Here is a 15822-nt window from a genome sequence, read left to right on the forward strand (position 1 = left end):
GAGATTTCGGCCGTACGGTCGTGGACGTGATCGTCATCGACCTCGGCGCACCGCTGCGGGTCGCGGACCTGCGCCGCGCCGTGACGCCCGTGCCGGTACTCGTGAACGAGGAGGTACGGGCGCGCATCGAGCGCGGCCGGCAGTTCCTGCGCGGCGTGCTGTCCGACGAGGAGCGCCCGGTGTACGGGGCGACCACCGGCTTCGGCGCCCTCGCGGGCTTCCGGGGCCGTGATTCCGATGTGGACCAGTGCGACAACACGCTGGCCCACCTCGGCGCCGGGCAAGGGCCCGACCTGCCGGCGGACGTCACCCGGGCCACCATGCTGATCCGCGCGTGGTCGCTCGCGCAGGGCCTGTCCGGGGTCTCGGCCCGGGTGGTCGACGGACTCGCCGCGATGTTCGCGACGACGCTCGTGCCGGCCGTGCCCCGCTACGGCTCGGTCGGGGCGAGCGGCGACCTGATCCCGCTCGCGTACGCCACGCAGGCGCTGCGCGGGCGCGGGCACGCGTACCTCGACGGCGAGCGGCTGCCCGCCGCGCAGGCGCTGACCCGCGCCGGGCTGGCGCCCCTGGCCCTCGACGGCCGCGACGCGCTCGCGCTGGTCAACGGCACGTCCGTGACGACCGCCGCGTTGGCCCTGGCGCTGGACAGCGTCCGCGCCACGCACCGGGCGCTGACGCTGCTCACCTGCCTGCTGGTCGACCTGCTCGGCGCCGACCCCGGATTCTGCGACGCGCGGCTGCTGGCCGCGTACGGCCACCGCGGCGCGGCCGACGTGGGGGAGACGATGCGCGCCACCCTCGCCGGGATCACCCCGTCGGGCTCGCGGGCGCTGCAGGAGCCGTACAGCATCCGCTGCTCGCCGCAGCTGCTCGGCGCGGCCGAGGACGCGCTGCGCTACGTCGACGGCGTCGTCGCGGCCGACCTGCGCGGGGTCAGCGACAACCCGCTGTTCTTCCCGGACGACGATGTGGTCGTGCACGGCGGCAACTTCTTCGGCCAGCCGGCCGCGTTCGCCGCCGACCTGCTCGCCACGGTCACCGCCCAGTTGGCCAACCTCGCCGAGCGGCAGCTGGACCTCCTGGTCGACCCGAACCGCAACGGCGGCCTGCCGCCCATGCTCACCGCGCGGCCCGGCCAGCAGCACGGGCTGCAGGGCGTCCAGCTCGCGACGACCGCGTTGGTCGTCGAGATCCGTCGCGCCGCCCTGCCCGCCAGCATGCAGAGCGTGCCGACCAACCTGCACAACCAGGACGTGGTGCCGTTCGGCACGCAGGCGGCGCTGCGCGCCTACGACATGGCCGCGTTGCTGCGCCTGCTGTGCGGCTCACTCGCACTGGGCCTGCGGCAGGCGGCACACGTCGGCGCCCGGCGCCCGACCGCGCCCGCGTGCGCCGCCGCGCTGGACGCGCTCGCCGCCGCGGTGGACCCGGTGGACCCGGACCGCCCGCTGGATGCCGACGTGCGCGCGGCGGCCGAACAGGTCACGGCGCTGGTTCCGGCGCGCCCGGACGCGACCGGCGAGGTCGGGACGCCCGCGACTCCGGCAGCCGGATGGTGAATTGCGCCCCCTGGCCGGGCGCGCCCACCGCCTCGATGGTGCCGCCGTGACTCGTCACCACCTCGCGGGTCAGCGCGAGACCCAGCCCGTAGCGGTGACCCTCGCCGCGGGGGCCGTGGCGGAACCGGCTGAAGATCCATTCGGCGTCCGCGGGGTCGAACCCGTGGCCGGTGTCGGTGACGCTCAACTCCACCTGACCCGGCGCGACCCGGCGCAGGGCCAGCCGGATCCGGCCACCCGGCGGGGTGTGCCCGATGGCGTTGGCGAGCAGCTCGCCGATCGCCCGCCGCAACGCCGAGTCGACCCCCTGCACGAACAGCGGGTCCCCGGGCCGGTCCACCGTGAGGGTGAGCTGCCGCTCGGCCGCGCGGTCGGCCTCCGCGGCGACGGCCGCCTCGGCGAGCGTGACCAGGTTCAGCGGCGGGCCGTCACGCGCGGTGGGGCTCGCCGCCAGCCGGGCCGAGAGCAGCAGGTCGTCGACGATCTCCGAGAGCCGGCGCAGCGTGCCGCCGAGCCGGTTCAGGCCGTCGCGGTGTTCGTCCGCCAGCTCGTCGCGTTCCGCCAACCGCCCGAGCACCTGCAGCCGGGTGTACGCCTGGGTGATCGGGGTGCGCAGCTCGTGGCTCGCGTCGGCGACGAAGCGGCGCTCCTTGGCCAGCGCCTCGGCGAGCGGCGCGACCGCCCGCCGGCCCACGAAGACGCCCGTCAGCCCCGCGACGAACAGGCCCATGGCCTCCGCGAGGGCGAGGGCGCGCAGCAGGTATCCCCGGTCGGCGAGCTGGTAGCGCATGTCGATGACCGCCTGGTACGTGCGGCCGTCGGAGCGGGCCTGCGTACGCACCCGGTACTGCGTGCCGTTGCGCACCAGGGTCCGCTCGATCGTCGCCCCTGAGGCGCTCACCTGGTCGAGGTCGGCGCGCAGCGGGAACCCGGCCGGGGACGGCACGGGGGCACCGGCCACCACGCCGCCGTCCATCGCGAACACCCAGGTGCACACGGGTGGGGCCGCGAGCTCGCCGAACGTGGCGCTGATCTCCAGCTCGCGGCTGATCTGACCGTCCTGTGAGTCGACCAGCACGGCGTACGCGATCGCGCCGACCGCCGTCACGAGCAGGGTGATGACCGATCCGACCAGGACGCTGACGCGGACCCGGGCGCGACGGATCACCGCCCGCTCCGGCTCGACCCAGGACCCGCCGAGCGCCTGGCCGTCGGGCACCACGAGGCCGCGGCCCGCTCTCACAGCGTGCCCAGCCGGTAACCGATGCCGTGCACCGTACGCACGACCGGACGGCCGAGCTTGCGGCGCAGGTAGTAGACATACGTGTCCACGATGGACGCCGCCGGGGAGTCCTCGAAGACGCGGCGGCGCAGCTCGGCGCGCGAGTGGACGATGTTCGGCCGGGAGGCGAGCACGCGCAGCAGCTCGAACTCGCGGGACGTGAGCGCGACCCGGCGCCCGCCGGGCAGCACCACGTCACGCAGGCCCAGGTCGAGGTGGGCCGCGCCGATGCGCAGGGCGTCGGCCAGCTCCAGGCTGCGCCGGCACAGGGCGCGCAGCCGGGCGCTCAGCTCGTCGAGGTCGAACGGCTTGGCGAGGTAGTCGTCCGCGCCGGCGTCGAGGCCGTCGATCCGGTCGGACACCGTGCCGAGCGCGGTCAGCACCAGGGCACGCGCCCGCACGGCCCTGGCGCGCAGCCGGGCGAGCAGGTCGAGCCCGTCCAGCGCCGGCAGCATGCGGTCGATGACCACCACGTCGTACGGCCGGGTGAGCCCCAGGTGCAGCCCGAGGTGACCGTCGCGGGCCACGTCGACGTGGTAGCCCTCGTCGCTCAGGGCGCCGTTGAGCAGCTCCGCGAGTTCGGTGTCGTCCTCGACGAGAAGCAGTCGGCGCGGCGAGTCGATCGTCCGTGGGATGCTTCCCATGCGGTCAGCATCGCACGCGCGGGAGGGGCCGAGAATAGTGATGGACATCTTTTTATACAGGCTGATTAGCTCGCGCTCCCCACTTGAGCATGAGCGCCGCAGAGGCTAGGCCGAGCGCACCCAGGACGAACGCGGGGACCCGCAGCCCGCCGTCGAGCTTCAGCATGAGCAGCATCGCGGACGGGCCGAGCACGCCGCCGACCTTCGTCGCCGCGGCGGCGAACCCGGAACCCGTGGCGCGCAACGCTGTCGGGTAGATCTCGGCGCTGTACGGCAGGAGCATCGCGTTGATGCCCGACAGGGCGAGGACGAGCATGCCGACGGAGAACACCAGCAGCGCGCCGTTCGTGCCGCGCGCGCTCCACAGCGCGATGCCGCCCAGCCCCACCGCGGTCGCCGCGATGAACAGGGCGAGGCTGCGCCGACCGTGCCAGTACATGTACAGCAGGACCACGACGATCAGCGCCGGGGCGGAATACAGGGCCGAGCGCGCGAGCACGCCGCTCGCGGCGCCGCCGACCATGCCCGAGTTGTGCAGCTGGGACGGCAGCATGACGAGGAAGCCGAAGTTGACCAGCCCCCACACGATCCCGACGATGCCGATGACGGCGGTCGCTGTCGGGTACTGGCGGATCAGGGCGAGCGCTCCCGGCCGCTGCCCGGAGTCGGCGGGCACCGGCTCCTGCGGCTCGCGCAGATGCGAACCGTACCGGCGCAGCACCGCCTCGGCCTGCTCGCGCCGCCCGATGCGCAGCAGGAACAGCGGCGACTCCGGGATGAGCGGCGACAGGGCGAGCAGGAGCAGCCCGGTCGGCAGCCCGATGAGCCACAGGATCCGCCAGGTGTATCCGGGCTCCAGGTAGAAGGCCGCGCCGCTCGCCGCGAGGTAGCCGCCCAGCCCGCCGACCCCGCCCAGGGCGACCGCGACCCAGCCGCGGTGCCGGCGCGGCGTCAGTTCGGCGACCAGCGTGAAGACCAGCGGCAACAGGCCGCCCGCCGAGCAACCCATCAGGAAACACATCACCAGGTTCCAGGAGAACGTCGGCATGGCGCCGCACGCCGACGTCGCCACGAACAGCAGCGTGGCGAGCAGGAGCGCGGTCCGCCGGCCGAACCGGTCGCCGAGCAGGCCCCAGACAATGGACCCGATGGCCGTCCCGGTCAGCGCGACGAGTGGCAGCACGGACACGACCGCCTCTGACACGCCGTACTCCTCGCGCATGCCGGGCAGGACGAAGCCGATGGTGAGCGGCTTCATGATGTCGACCACGAGCGCGACCGTCAGGACGAGGTAGGTGACCGCGTGGATCGGCCGCAACTCCCCGTGCTCAATGGCCTCCGGCGCGACCCCGCCCGCCCCCACCTGGCGCGGGGCGTCGCGGAAGAGACCGAACACCGCCGCCACCAGCCCGACCACCTCCAGGAGCATCCCGGCCACCATCGACGTGGTCCACATCGACATGCCCGCCGGCATGCCCATGTCGTCCATGCCCATGCCGTTCTGCATGTCCATGTCGTCCGGCATGCGGTGCGCGTCGATCACCATCGCGACGTCGGGTATCTGCAGCACCACGCCCGCGGTCACGCACGCAACGCCGGCGATGAAAAGCCACCGCCCGGCTGTGGGCAGCGGGCGGCGGGCGCGTTGCGGCACATCGGTGACGGTCATGGAGCGTGCGCCTCCTCGAAGTAGGTTGTGCACAGTCGCTGTCGGCGGGCGTCGATGACCATGACGGTGCCGAGGCAGAGCTGCACGACGCTGCGCCCCAGGTCGGCCCAGGTGTCGCGCCAGCGCATCAGCCGCAGCCGGCCGGGGCCGGGCGCGGCCGCCCCGGGTGGGACGAGGTAACAGGGCCCGCGGCTGGGCAGCGACCGGGTGTGCCCGACCGTGGAGACGAGCGCGAAGCGGCGTAGCGTCTCCCGGATCACCGCGCGCATCATCACCGGAGCCGCGCCGCGCGCCGGGCAGGCCCGGTTGGCGGTCACCCCGAACGGGATGAAGTGCGCGTCGCGCCGGTCGAGCCCGAGCCACCGGTCCGGGTCGAAGGCGTCGTCCGCCGCCGGACCGGTCCGCTGGTAGGCCAGGTAGTTGAAGAGCAGCACCGAGCCGGTGGGCAGGGTGACCCGCTCGTCCACGACGATCGGCGCGGACGTGATGCGGTGGGCGACGCCGAACAGCGGGTGCACGCGCAGGGTCTCGTCGATGACCCGGTCGAGGGCGGCGTCGTCGTCGAGGCCGGCGACCAGCCGCCGCTGCGCGGCCGGGTGCTGGGCGACGGCGAGCAGCAGGTGCGCCATCGCCTCGGACATCTGCACCACGGCCGTGTTGAAGAAGGCGCCCTGCAGGTACCACGCGGTCTCCTGCGCGGTGAACGGCGCCGGCAACGTGACCGGCACCGTGCCGGCCGCCAGCCGGTCGAGCAGGTACCGGGTGAGCCGGTCGCGGCGGTCCATGTGCCGCAGCGAGCAGCACTTGAGGGCGGTGACGACGTCGTCGGCGTTGGCCACGATGAGCGCGCGGGCGGACGCCGGGCACGGCTCGCCGAAGACCAGCTCGTAGTACACCTCGGCCCAGATCGGCATCATGAGGTCGCGCAGGCGCACCAGGCTCGTCCGATCGGGCGGCAGCCGGTCCAGCGCCCGCCGCGCGGCCGCCGCGGCCAGGTCGTACGAGCGCTGCGGGGGCACCGCGAGCACCCGTCGGGTCGTGCGGGCCACCACCCGGTAGCGCTCGCCGGGCTCCAGATGCTCCTGGTGCATCTGCGGGCCGGGCGCGAGCCAGTACCAGAACAGGTCCGACAGGCCGGCGCCCCGGCTGCGCCCGTCGGCGGCGGGGTCGGCGTACACCCGCTCGAAGTGTTCGGCCCCCACCAGCGGGCCGGGCACCGGGATGCCGTCCTCGCCGTTGAGCCGGGCGAAGATCCGCTCCCGCAGCCGGATGAGCAGGTTGGGCAGGAACCTCATCGGTGGCACCGGCCGATGTCGACCAGGTCGGGTCCGAGCGCGGCGACCCGGTCCGCGCCGCACAACGCCATCGCGCGGTCCAGCTCGCCGCGCAGCAGTTCCAGGACGTGCCGTACGCCGGCCGTCCCGTCGGCGGCCAGGCCCCAGACCACCGGCCGGCCGATGCCGACCGCGGTCGCGCCGAGGGCCAGCGCCGTCACCACGTCGGTGCCGCGCCGCACGCCGCCGTCGAGGAGTACGGGCACGCGCCCGGCCACCGCGTCGACGACGTCCGTGAGCGCGTCCAGGGTGGCCGTCGCGCCGTCGAGCTGGCGGCCGCCGTGGTTGGAGACGATGATCCCGCCGGCGCCGTGCTCGACCGCCAGGTGGGCGTCGTCGGGGTGCAGGATCCCCTTGACCAGCACGGGCAGCGGGGTCAGGCCGCACACCCAGGCCAGGTCCGCCCAGGTCAGCTCGGGGTCCCAGGTGATCGGCCGGGGCGGGCCGGTCGGCGCCTCCCGCAGGTTCTCGCACGCCAGCCCGGCGGGTAGGTCGTCGAAGCCGTTGCGCACGTCGCGGTCGCGCCGCCCGAACAGCGGCGCGTCGACCGTGACGACGAGCGCGCCGCACCCCGCTTTCTCCGCCCGCCGCACGAGACGTTCCGTGAAGGCGCGGTCCGGCTGCACGAACAGCTGGAACCACAGCCGGACCCCCGTGGCCGCGACGTCCTCGACGGTGCGGGTGGCCGCCATGCTCAAGATCATGACCGTCCGCGCCGCGGCCGCGGCCCGCGCGGTGGCGACCTCGCCGTCCGGGTGCGCCAGCCGGTGGAACGCCGTCGGCGACACCAGCACGGGCATGCTCAGCGCCTGGCCGAGCAGTTCGACGTCCAGTCCCCGGCGGCCCACCCCGCGCAGCACGCGCGGCACGAGCCGGTACCGGTCGAACGCCTCCGTGTTGGCGGCCACGGTGCGCTCCTCGCCCGCCCCGCCGGCGAAGAAGTCGTAGTGCACCGGGTCGAGCCGGCGCTCGGCCGCGTCGTGCACGTCGCTGAGAGTCAGCACGGCCGGGTCACGCGGACAGGCACCGGGCGACGAACGCCGCCAGCGGCGCGCGGTGCACGTCGGGCTTGTCCCATTGGTTGTCCAGGTTCTCGGCCAGGTGGTGCACGGCGACAACCTGCCCGTCCCGGTGGTGGCGGACGACCGGGTGCAGGTACGCGGCGTCGTGCGCCTGCCCGACGGTGTCCTGGGCGACCCGGGTCACCGTGATGTCGAACGGGTCGACCTTGTCGTGGTCCGGCCCGTACTCCAGGGTGACCACGAACGCGTCCGTCACCGCGTGGTCCTCCGTGGACAGCCCCGCGCGGGCGAAGTAGTCCACCGGCACCTCGTCGTGGTAGCGCGCGGCGCCGCCGGCGACCGTCACCACGTCGGCGAGCACGGCGAACTGCTGCCACAGCGCGGACGTGCGGTTGATCCGGGCGATGATCGCGTCGGTGATGGCGTCCGGGTTGGCGTCCACCTTCTCCGCCGGCCACGGCGCGCCGTGATAGCGGCGCTCCAGGATCTTGTGCAGCGCCCGCGCGCTGTAGCGGAATCCGTGGATGAAGCCGCCGGTCGACTTCTTGAAGTCGCGCACCTGCGACAGCGTGCCGGCGAAGAACACGTCCGGGACGTTGACGGACTCCCACTCGTCCGTCTGCGCCGGGAACCGGTCCTTGATGGTCAGTTCGGGCCGGCAGCCGGGGGCGAAGATGTCCGGGTCGAACCGGAACCCGGTGCACGCGATGACCCGGTCGTAGCGCAGCTCGCGCACGACCTCGTCGGCGCGGCTGAAGCTGAAGGTGACGCGGTACCCGTCCGCCTCGCGGCGGATCTCGCGTACGTCGCCGTCCAGGATCGCGTTGGCCGACTTCAGCTGGTACGTGTCGAGGAAGTTGTTGTTGACGGCGCGCAGGTGCCCCACGTAGTGGGTGCGCCACGCCATCCGGACCGAACTCGGGCCGGCGACGTGGATGACCGCGGTCGTCTCCAAGAGGTTGTCCGCCGTCTCGAACGCGGAGTTGCCCTTGCCGATGATGAGCACCCGCTGGTCGAGGAAGTCCCGCGCGTTGACCGACACCGTGTCGTAGCGCTCGGCCGTCTCGATGCCGGGGATGTCCGGCACGTACGGCTGGGAGACCCCGGTCGCCACGATGACGCACCGGGCCCGGTACGTGCCGCCGGCCGCGTCGGTGACCTCGAGGTGGTCCCCGGTGCGGTCCACCCGCGTCACCCTGGTGCCGTAGCGGACCCGGGCGCCCGTGGCCTCCGCGAAGTCGGCCAGGTAGCGCACGTACAGGTCGGCGTCGGGGAAGTACCGCTCGGTGTAGCTGGTGAACAGCGGGGCGTCCTCGCCGGCGAGCAGCGAGTTCCAGTCCAGCCGCAGGTTCAGCTCCGGGTCGGTCGAACCGGTGTGCGGCTTGTTGATGGAGATGAGCACCCGGTGCCGGGGAAAGCGGGTGAAGAAGGCGCCCGGCGCGTCGGCGCCTTCGAGGACGAGGTAGTCGCGTCGGTTGTCGCGCTCGAGCAGGGCAGCGAGCTGCAGCCCGGCCGGCCCGGCGCCGATGATGAGGTAGTCCAGGAGCGTCGCAGCCACCGGCCGAACGTACGGCGCCCAACTCAGAAAGATTTCAGTGCCGACGTCCGCGGGCGCTGAGAAACCGGCCTGCGCACCGGGTCCGCGTGGATCAGGTCGCCGGGTCGTCGTGGGGCGGGTCCTGCGCCGGCCCGGTGTCCGGCGCCTGTCCGGCGGCCCGCGCGGCGACGGTCTCGCGGTAGGACTGGTACGTCAGCCAGAGCATGCCGCACTCGATCGACGTGGACACGATCGCGGCGACGTTCGCCATCGTCGACGTGCCGATCAGCGACCACGCCCGCCACAGCAGCGTCAGCATGACGGCCGCCAGCAGGCCCAGACTCGCGGTCTTCACCTGCTTGCGCCGCTCGGTCGGCAGCCGCCACCGCTTCACGACGGCCCGCCCGACGACGTCGACCGCGACCAGCGCCGCCACCACCAGCAGGGGGACCTGCCACAGGTCAATCCTCATGCGCGCCTACCTCCACGGTGGCCGTCAGTCACGCCAGCGCCGCGCGGATCTCGTCGACGAACGCCGACGGCAGGTCGCGGCCGTCGCGCACCATCGGGAGCACATGCTTGACGACGGCCGCGGCGAAAGCCGGGTAGTTCCAGTGGGTCGGTCGTGGTCGTGCGGTCTCCACCGCGCCCCGGATCGCCTCCAGGTGGGGGATGAACGCTTTGAGGTTCGGATCGGCGTAGGCGGTGATGCGGGTCGGGGGCAGCCCGTACGCGGCGGTGACCTTCTGCGCCTCCTCGCCGGTGAGGAAGCGGATCAGCTCGGCGGCGCGTCCCCGGTGTGCGGACCTGCTCACCACCGCCAGGCTCCGGCCGCCGAGAATGCCGACGGGCAGCGGGTAGACCCGGATCCGGTCGGCCCTGACATCCGCGTCGCTGTGCTGCTGCATGACGCGGTAGTGCACCGGCCAGTTGCGCATGAACCGGCGGTCGGGGTTGGCGGTGAACAGCTCCCGGCTGGCCTGCTCGTTGTCGGCGAGGGTGACCCGCCGGTCCGCGACGGCGTCGCGCAGCGGGTTGAGCGCCTTCTGCCATCGAACGAGGTCGTAGGCGGGGATGCCGGAGCCGTCGAGGATGTCGTTGTCCCGGCTGATGGCGTGTTCGAGCACGTTGACGACGAACGCCTCGTAGGACGCGGACGACGAGGGGCGCAGTTGGCCGATGAAGCCCTGCGATCGCGGCGCAACCCGGGTGTCCAGCACCTCGGCCAGGCTCGTCGCCTCGGTGCGCGGCCCGTCGGGCGCCAGGCGCTCGAAGAGCATCCCGACGTCGGTGTGGAACGGCGCGGCCCAGTAGTGTCCGGGCTGGTTGTCGACCCGGCTGGCGTCGATCGTGCGGCCGACGAAGAGCTGGTCGTCGGGCAGCTCGATCGGCACGATCAGGTCCTGCCTGGCGAACTCCGGGATGTCGATCGTGTCCAGGTTGACGATGTCCGCGGTGCCGTTGCGGGCCTCCGTGAGCATCTGGAGCTTCTGGTCCGTGGTGGTGTCGGCGGTCGTGGTGACCCGGACCCGCGTGTTGGGGTTGGCGCGGTTCCACATGTCGACCAGCAGCGGGCGCACGCCGGACGAGTCCGGTCCCGTGACGAGGTTGAGCTCCACCGCGGGCAGGCTCCTGCCCCCGGGAAGCACGTAGGTCGCGGCTGCGGTCAAGGTGCCGCACGCCAGGACGCCGGTGAGGAAGCTTCGCCGGGAACGCGGGTCCGGCAACAGTCACTCCTAACGCTCAGTGCCCACGCTCATGCGAGCGCGGGCGTTTGAACCGATAGGCAGTATAGGTTTTATCGCGATTCGTCGATGTCCCTCAGAAACGTCGCTGGACGGGTGGATCGGGGACCGGACCCGTCCCCGATCCACCCGTGTCAGCCGACGTCGCGGCGGCGGAAGGCCGCCAGGCCGGCGGCCGCGAGGGCGGCGGCCGCCACGGTGAGCCACAGCAGGGGCGCGACCGTGAAGTCGGCGCCCGGCAGCTTCGGCACGTGGGCGAACGGCGAGACGTCGATGATCCACTGGCTGAGGCCGAGGATCTCGCCGATCTCCAGGACCAGCAGGCACAGCACGAGCGCCGCCCAGGTGATCCCACCGGCGAGCCGGGGCGCCAGGCCGAACAGGGCCGCGCCGATGCCCGCGAGTACCCACGCGGCCGGGGCCTGCACGAGCGCGGCGCCGAGCAGCGCGGCCGTCTGCCCGCCGACGTCGCCGACCTGCGCGCCGTACGCCAGGCCCGCGCCGGCGCCAGCGACGGCGAGTAGCAGGGCCGTGCCGAACACCGCGAACGCCAGGTGGCTCAGCGCCCACCGCACCCGGCGGGTCCGCGTGGCCAACAGCGGCTCCAGGCGGCCCGCGGTCTCCTCGCCCCGCAGCCGCAGCGTTGCCTGCACGGTGTACGCGGCCACGACGAGGCCGGTGATGCCCAGCACCGCACCCAGGTACGCGTCGACCAGGGCGCCGGCGCCGCCGAGGCGGCTGAGCAGGTCGGTGATCCGCTCGTTGTCGAGGGTCGCGTCGCCGATGCCCTTGGCGGAACCGCCGAGCACCCCGCCCCACACGGCCATGCCGATGACCCAGCCGATGAGCAGCCCGCGGTGCAGCCGCCAGGCCAGCGCGAACGGGCTGCGCAGCGCCGGTTCGGCCCGCGCCGGTCCGGGCCGCTGGGGGAGCAGGCCGGCGCCGAGGTCACGCCGGCCGGCGAGGACGAACGCGACCGCGACGCACGCGAGGGCGAGGACGGTCACGAGCCCGAGCGTCCACCACCGTTCGCCCGCGTACGGGCGCAGCCGCAACGCCCAGCCGATCGGCGACAGCCAGGACACCCAGGTGGGTCCGGCGTCGCCGACGGCGCGTAGCAGGTACGCCCCACCGAGTACGGCCGTGCCGATGGCGGTGGCCGACCGGGCGGACTCGGTGAGCTGAGCGGCGACACCCGCGACCGCGGCGAACAGCAGCCCGGTGAAGGCGACCGCGGCGCCCAGGGCGAGCGAGCCGGCGGCCGGCTGCCGGGCGCCGATGAGGCCGAGCGCGGCGATGGTGCCGGCGGCCACGCCGGCGGAGCCGGCCGCCAGCAGCGCGGCCGTGAGCGGGGCGTGCCGGCCGAGGACCCCGGCGCGCAGCAGCTCCAGGCGGCCGGTCTCCTCCTCGACGCGGCTGTGCCGGATCACCGTGAGGATCGCCATGAGGCCGACGAGGATCACCTCGGTGACCAGGACCTTCCAGGCGGTCAGCGCGCCGATGGAACCGCCCGCGAACAGCGGTCCGTTGATGGCCACCAGCGACGGGTTGCTGATCACCCCGCTGACCTGGTCAAGTGACTCCTTCGTCGGGTACAGCTCCTGGTACTGCGCGGCGGTGACCGCCGGCAGCGTCCCGATGATGAGCACCCACACGGGCAGTCGTACCCGGTCGAGCCGCAGTGCCAGCCGCAGTAACGCCCCTGTCCCCGTGAGCGCGGTCATGACGAGACCAGGTCGTCGGCGTAGTGCCGCAGGAACAGCTCCTCCAGGGTCGGCGGCTGGCTGGTCAGCGAGCGCACGCCGGCCTCGGCCAGGCGCCGCATGACGGCGTCGAGCTCGTTGTTGTCCACATCGAACGCGACCCGGTGGTCCTCGGCCACGACATCGTGGACGCCCGGCACGGCGGCGAGGTCGATCGGCGCCGCCAGTTCGGCGGTGATGGACGTGCGGGACAGGTGGCGCATCTGCGTGAGGGTCCCCGTGTCGACGACCTTGCCGGCCCGGATGATGCTCACCCGGTCGCAGAGGGCCTCCACCTCGGACAGGATGTGGCTGGACAGCAGCACCGTGCGGCCGTCGGCGCGCTCCTCGTTGATGCACGCGCGGAACGTGGCCTCCATCAGGGGGTCCAGGCCGGAGGTCGGCTCGTCGAGGATGAGCAGTTCGACGTCGGACGCGAGCGCCGCGACAAGGGCGACCTTCTGCCGGTTGCCCTTGGAGTACGTGCGGCCCTTCTTCGTCGGGTCCAGGTCGAAGCGCTCCAGCAGGGTGGCGCGCCGCCGCGGGTCGAGGCCGCCGCGCAGCCGGCCCAGCAGGTCGATCACCTCGCCGCCGCTGAGGTTGGGCCACAGGTTCACGTCGCCCGGGACGTACGCCAGGCGGCGGTGCAGTTCGGCGGCGTCGCGCCAGGGATCGCCGCCGAGCAGGGTGGCCGTCCCGGAGTCCGCCTTCAGCAGCCCCAGCAGCACCCGGATGGTCGTGGACTTGCCGGCCCCGTTCGGACCCAGGAACCCGTGCACCTCACCGGTGCGGACGGTGAGATCCACACCGTCCAACGCACGCGTGGAGCCGAATGACTTGGTCAGTCCGGCGACCGCGATCGCATCAGTCATGCTTCGGAAGCTACGCTGATTTCACAATTTTGTGAAGCTTCGGTAAGCTTCGTCTCAGGAGCTAGGAGGTGGCATGCCCGGCCGGCGGGATAACCAGGAGATCGAGCACTTCGTCGAGCGCTTCGCGCAGGTGCTCGTCGACTCCGGCATGCCCCGCATCGCGTCCCGCATCGCGATCACGATCATGACGACCGACGAGGGCCGGCTGACCGCCGCCGAGCTGGCCGAGCGCCTGCACGCCAGCCCGGCCGCGATCTCGGGCGGCGTGCGGTACCTGACCCAGGTCGGCATCGCGCAGCGTGGCCGCGACCGGGGCTCGCGCCGCGACCACTACGCCATCCAGGACGACTGGCTGTACCAGACGATCGCCCAGCGCGACTCCATCCTCGCCCGCTGGTCCTCCGGCCTGCATGACGGCGCCCGCGCGGTCGGCGAGGACACTCCGGCCGGCCGGCGGTTCGCGGAGTCCGTGGAGTTCTTCGAGTTCCTCCGCAAGGAGATGGAGGGCGTCCTCGACCGCTGGGAGGACCACCGCAGGTCCCGCGCCTAGCCCGGATTCCCGGACGCTCGGGGGTCTTCCGGCGCCGGGTACGGTGGACCATCCGGCGCGGGGAGGTCCGGCGTGACGCCACTGGAACCATCCGACCCGCGCGCCCTGTCCGGGTACCGGCTCGTGTGCCGGGTCGCGGCCGGCGGGATGGGGCAGGTCTACCTGGCCGTATCGCCGAGTGGAACCCCGGCGGCGGTCAAGGTGATCCTGCCGGGCCTGGCCGGGCAGCCGGAGTTCCGGGCGCGGTTCCGCCGGGAGGTGCGCGCCGCGCGGCAGGTGCGCAGCCCGTACGTCGCTGAGGTCCTCGACGCGGACGCGGACGGTGCCCATCCGTGGCTCGCGACCGAGTACGTCGCCGGACCGTCGCTGGCAGCCGCGGTGCGCACGTTCGGCCCGCTGCCGTCCGCCAGCGTGACCGCGCTCGGCGCGGGGATCGTGGCGGCGCTGCGGGAGGTCGAGCGGGCCGGCCTGGTCCACCGTGACCTCAAGCCGTCCAATGTGCTGCTCGACGCCGCCGGCCCGCGGCTCATCGACTTCGGCATCGCGAAGGCGGCCGACGCGACCAGCCTCACCAGGACCGGGTACGTGGTCGGGACGGCCGGGTACATCGCGCCCGAGCAGATCCACGGCGGCGGCCTCGCCCCGGCTGCGGACGTGTTCTCGCTCGGTGCGGTGCTCACCTTCGCGCTGACCGGGGTCGGCCCGTTCGGCGCCGGCCCGCCGCAGGTGCTCATCGGCCGGGTCCTGTACGCCGAACCCGATCTCGACGCCGCGCCCGCCCAATGGCGCGACCTGCTGAACCAGTGCCTCGCGAAGGACCCCGCCGAACGGCCGACCCTGGCGGCGCTCGCCGAACGGCTGGACCCCACCCGGCGAGGGGTGGCCGCCGCGTTCCACGACGGGTGGCTGCCGCCAGCGGTGTCGGCCGCCGTGCGGGAGCGGGTCGCCGCCGCCCGTCACGACATCGCGGCCGATCCGGCGCCGGCCACCACCACGGCCGTGAAGGCCACGCCAGCGGCGCGGCCGGACGCCGCGCCGACATCGCGGCGCCGGTCGCTCATCGCCGTCGCGGCACTGCTCGTCGCGGCCGCCGCCGTGGTCACGGTCGCCGCGTTGCGCGGCTCCGGCGCGGGGCCCGGCCCCGATCCGACCAGCCCGCCGGCGGAGAGCGCCGTGGCGGCCGACTATCTCGGCACGTGGGCCGGCGACCTGCATCAGGCGGACATCGATCGAACGTACCCGGTCCGGGTGACCCTCAACGGTGGCCGCGTGGGCGCCGTCGTGGGCACCGTCCATTACCCCGCTCCAGGCTGCTCCGGCGAGTTACGGCTCGCGGCCGTCGGCGACGAGGGCGTCCGGGTGACCGAGACGATCTCGAAAGGTTCGGCTGACTGCCTGACGCCCGTACCCCTGCTGCTGACCGCGCGGCCGTCGGGCGAGCTGACCTACCGCGCCATCATCGAGTCGGGCAACCCGCCCGTCACCGGCACCCTGTCGCGCGTCGCCGGACAGTTGCCGGCCACCCTGGTCGGCACCTGGCGCGGCACGGTCCAGCCCACCGACGACGACCGCCACGAGGTCGTCGTCGTGATCTACGAGCGGTCGTTGCGGACCGTCGGCACGATCGAGTACCCGTCGCGTCGTTGCCGCGCCCCGCTGACGGCCGACCTGGCCACGGCCACCGCCGGCTGGTTCACCGAGGGCTCCGCCTGCTACGAGGGCCTGGTGGTGCTCACCCTGGCCGGCGACGGTTCGGTCCGCTTCCGGTGGATCGACCCCGACAACGTGGAGGGCACGGCCGCGACCGGCACGCTGGTCCGAGGCTGATCCCGTGAATGGGGGCGGCCCCGATGGGACCGCCCC

At 73.4% G+C, this 15822-nt stretch carries 13 protein-coding genes; 3 read left to right on the plus strand and 10 right to left on the minus strand.

Features of this window, described 5'->3' with window-relative positions; all coding sequences use genetic code 11:
- Nucleotides 1-26 precede the first annotated feature (26 nt).
- The gene (locus tag ABD191_RS05525) at nucleotides 27-1562 is read left to right on the plus strand and encodes an aromatic amino acid ammonia-lyase (RefSeq protein ID WP_344077520.1); all 1536 of its coding nucleotides are present in this window, start codon (nucleotides 27-29) and stop codon (nucleotides 1560-1562) included.
- On the opposite strand, the gene ABD191_RS05530 is transcribed toward ABD191_RS05525, so the two are convergent.
- From ABD191_RS05530 to ABD191_RS05575, 10 genes are all read right to left on the minus strand, one after another.
- Nucleotides 1486-2805: a sensor histidine kinase gene (locus ABD191_RS05530; protein ID WP_344077521.1), complete on the minus strand. Its 1320-nt coding sequence runs from the start codon at nucleotides 2803-2805 to the stop codon at nucleotides 1486-1488. The two genes, ABD191_RS05525 and ABD191_RS05530, sit on opposite strands and share 77 nt — an antisense overlap.
- Nucleotides 2802-3488: a response regulator transcription factor gene (locus ABD191_RS05535; RefSeq protein ID WP_344077523.1), complete on the minus strand. Its 687-nt coding sequence runs from the start codon at nucleotides 3486-3488 to the stop codon at nucleotides 2802-2804. The genes ABD191_RS05530 and ABD191_RS05535 overlap by 4 nt, the downstream gene beginning before the upstream one ends.
- A 52-nt stretch (nucleotides 3489-3540) precedes the next feature.
- Nucleotides 3541-5157: an MFS transporter gene (locus ABD191_RS05540; RefSeq protein ID WP_344077525.1), complete on the minus strand. Its 1617-nt coding sequence runs from the start codon at nucleotides 5155-5157 to the stop codon at nucleotides 3541-3543.
- Nucleotides 5154-6452, minus strand: coding sequence for a cytochrome P450 (locus ABD191_RS05545; RefSeq protein ID WP_344077528.1), 1299 nt, complete (start codon nucleotides 6450-6452; stop codon nucleotides 5154-5156). The genes ABD191_RS05540 and ABD191_RS05545 overlap by 4 nt, the downstream gene beginning before the upstream one ends.
- Nucleotides 6449-7495: an alpha-hydroxy acid oxidase gene (locus tag ABD191_RS05550; RefSeq protein ID WP_344077530.1), complete on the minus strand. Its 1047-nt coding sequence runs from the start codon at nucleotides 7493-7495 to the stop codon at nucleotides 6449-6451. The genes ABD191_RS05545 and ABD191_RS05550 overlap by 4 nt, the downstream gene beginning before the upstream one ends.
- Before the next feature lie 7 nt (nucleotides 7496-7502).
- A complete protein-coding gene (locus ABD191_RS05555) occupies nucleotides 7503-9071 on the minus strand; it encodes an FAD-dependent oxidoreductase (RefSeq protein WP_344077532.1) in 1569 nt (522 codons plus the stop codon).
- Nucleotides 9072-9162: 91 nt separating this feature from the next.
- Complete coding sequence (locus ABD191_RS05560) at nucleotides 9163-9522, minus strand: hypothetical protein (protein WP_344077534.1); 360 nt, start codon at nucleotides 9520-9522, stop codon at nucleotides 9163-9165.
- A gap of 28 nt (nucleotides 9523-9550) precedes the next feature.
- Nucleotides 9551-10777: an extracellular solute-binding protein gene (locus ABD191_RS05565; RefSeq protein ID WP_344077535.1), complete on the minus strand. Its 1227-nt coding sequence runs from the start codon at nucleotides 10775-10777 to the stop codon at nucleotides 9551-9553.
- Nucleotides 10778-10929: 152 nt separating this feature from the next.
- Nucleotides 10930-12519 carry an ABC transporter permease gene (locus ABD191_RS05570; RefSeq protein ID WP_344077536.1) on the minus strand — a complete coding sequence of 530 codons (1590 nt, stop codon included), beginning with the start codon at nucleotides 12517-12519 and terminating at the stop codon, nucleotides 10930-10932.
- Entirely contained in the window at nucleotides 12516-13409 is an 894-nt protein-coding gene (locus ABD191_RS05575) for an ABC transporter ATP-binding protein (protein WP_344077538.1), read from the minus strand. The genes ABD191_RS05570 and ABD191_RS05575 overlap by 4 nt, the downstream gene beginning before the upstream one ends.
- 73 nt (nucleotides 13410-13482) lie before the next feature.
- On the opposite strand from ABD191_RS05575, the gene ABD191_RS05580 reads away from it, so the two are divergent.
- A complete protein-coding gene (locus ABD191_RS05580; protein ID WP_344077539.1) occupies nucleotides 13483-13959 on the plus strand; it encodes a GbsR/MarR family transcriptional regulator in 477 nt (158 codons plus the stop codon).
- Nucleotides 13960-14031: 72 nt separating this feature from the next.
- Entirely contained in the window at nucleotides 14032-15786 is a 1755-nt protein-coding gene (locus tag ABD191_RS05585) for a serine/threonine-protein kinase (protein ID WP_344077541.1), read from the plus strand.
- Nucleotides 15787-15822: the final 36 nt, after the last annotated feature.

This window comes from Luedemannella helvata (assembly GCF_039528415.1).
Lineage (GTDB): Bacteria > Actinomycetota > Actinomycetes > Mycobacteriales > Micromonosporaceae > Luedemannella > Luedemannella helvata.

Excerpts from the sequence above, each read along its gene's own strand:
- ABD191_RS05575 (WP_344077538.1), bottom strand. The coding sequence starts at position 13,409 with ATGACTGATGCGATCGCGGTCGCCGGACTGACCAAGTCATTCGGCTCC.
- ABD191_RS05540 (WP_344077525.1), bottom strand. The coding sequence starts at position 5,157 with ATGACCGTCACCGATGTGCCGCAACGCGCCCGCCGCCCGCTGCCCACA.
- ABD191_RS05535 (WP_344077523.1), bottom strand. The coding sequence starts at position 3,488 with ATGGGAAGCATCCCACGGACGATCGACTCGCCGCGCCGACTGCTTCTC.
- ABD191_RS05570 (WP_344077536.1), bottom strand. The coding sequence starts at position 12,519 with ATGACCGCGCTCACGGGGACAGGGGCGTTACTGCGGCTGGCACTGCGG.
- ABD191_RS05580 (WP_344077539.1), top strand. The coding sequence starts at position 13,483 with ATGCCCGGCCGGCGGGATAACCAGGAGATCGAGCACTTCGTCGAGCGC.
- ABD191_RS05560 (WP_344077534.1), bottom strand. The coding sequence starts at position 9,522 with ATGAGGATTGACCTGTGGCAGGTCCCCCTGCTGGTGGTGGCGGCGCTG.
- ABD191_RS05545 (WP_344077528.1), bottom strand. The coding sequence starts at position 6,452 with ATGAGGTTCCTGCCCAACCTGCTCATCCGGCTGCGGGAGCGGATCTTC.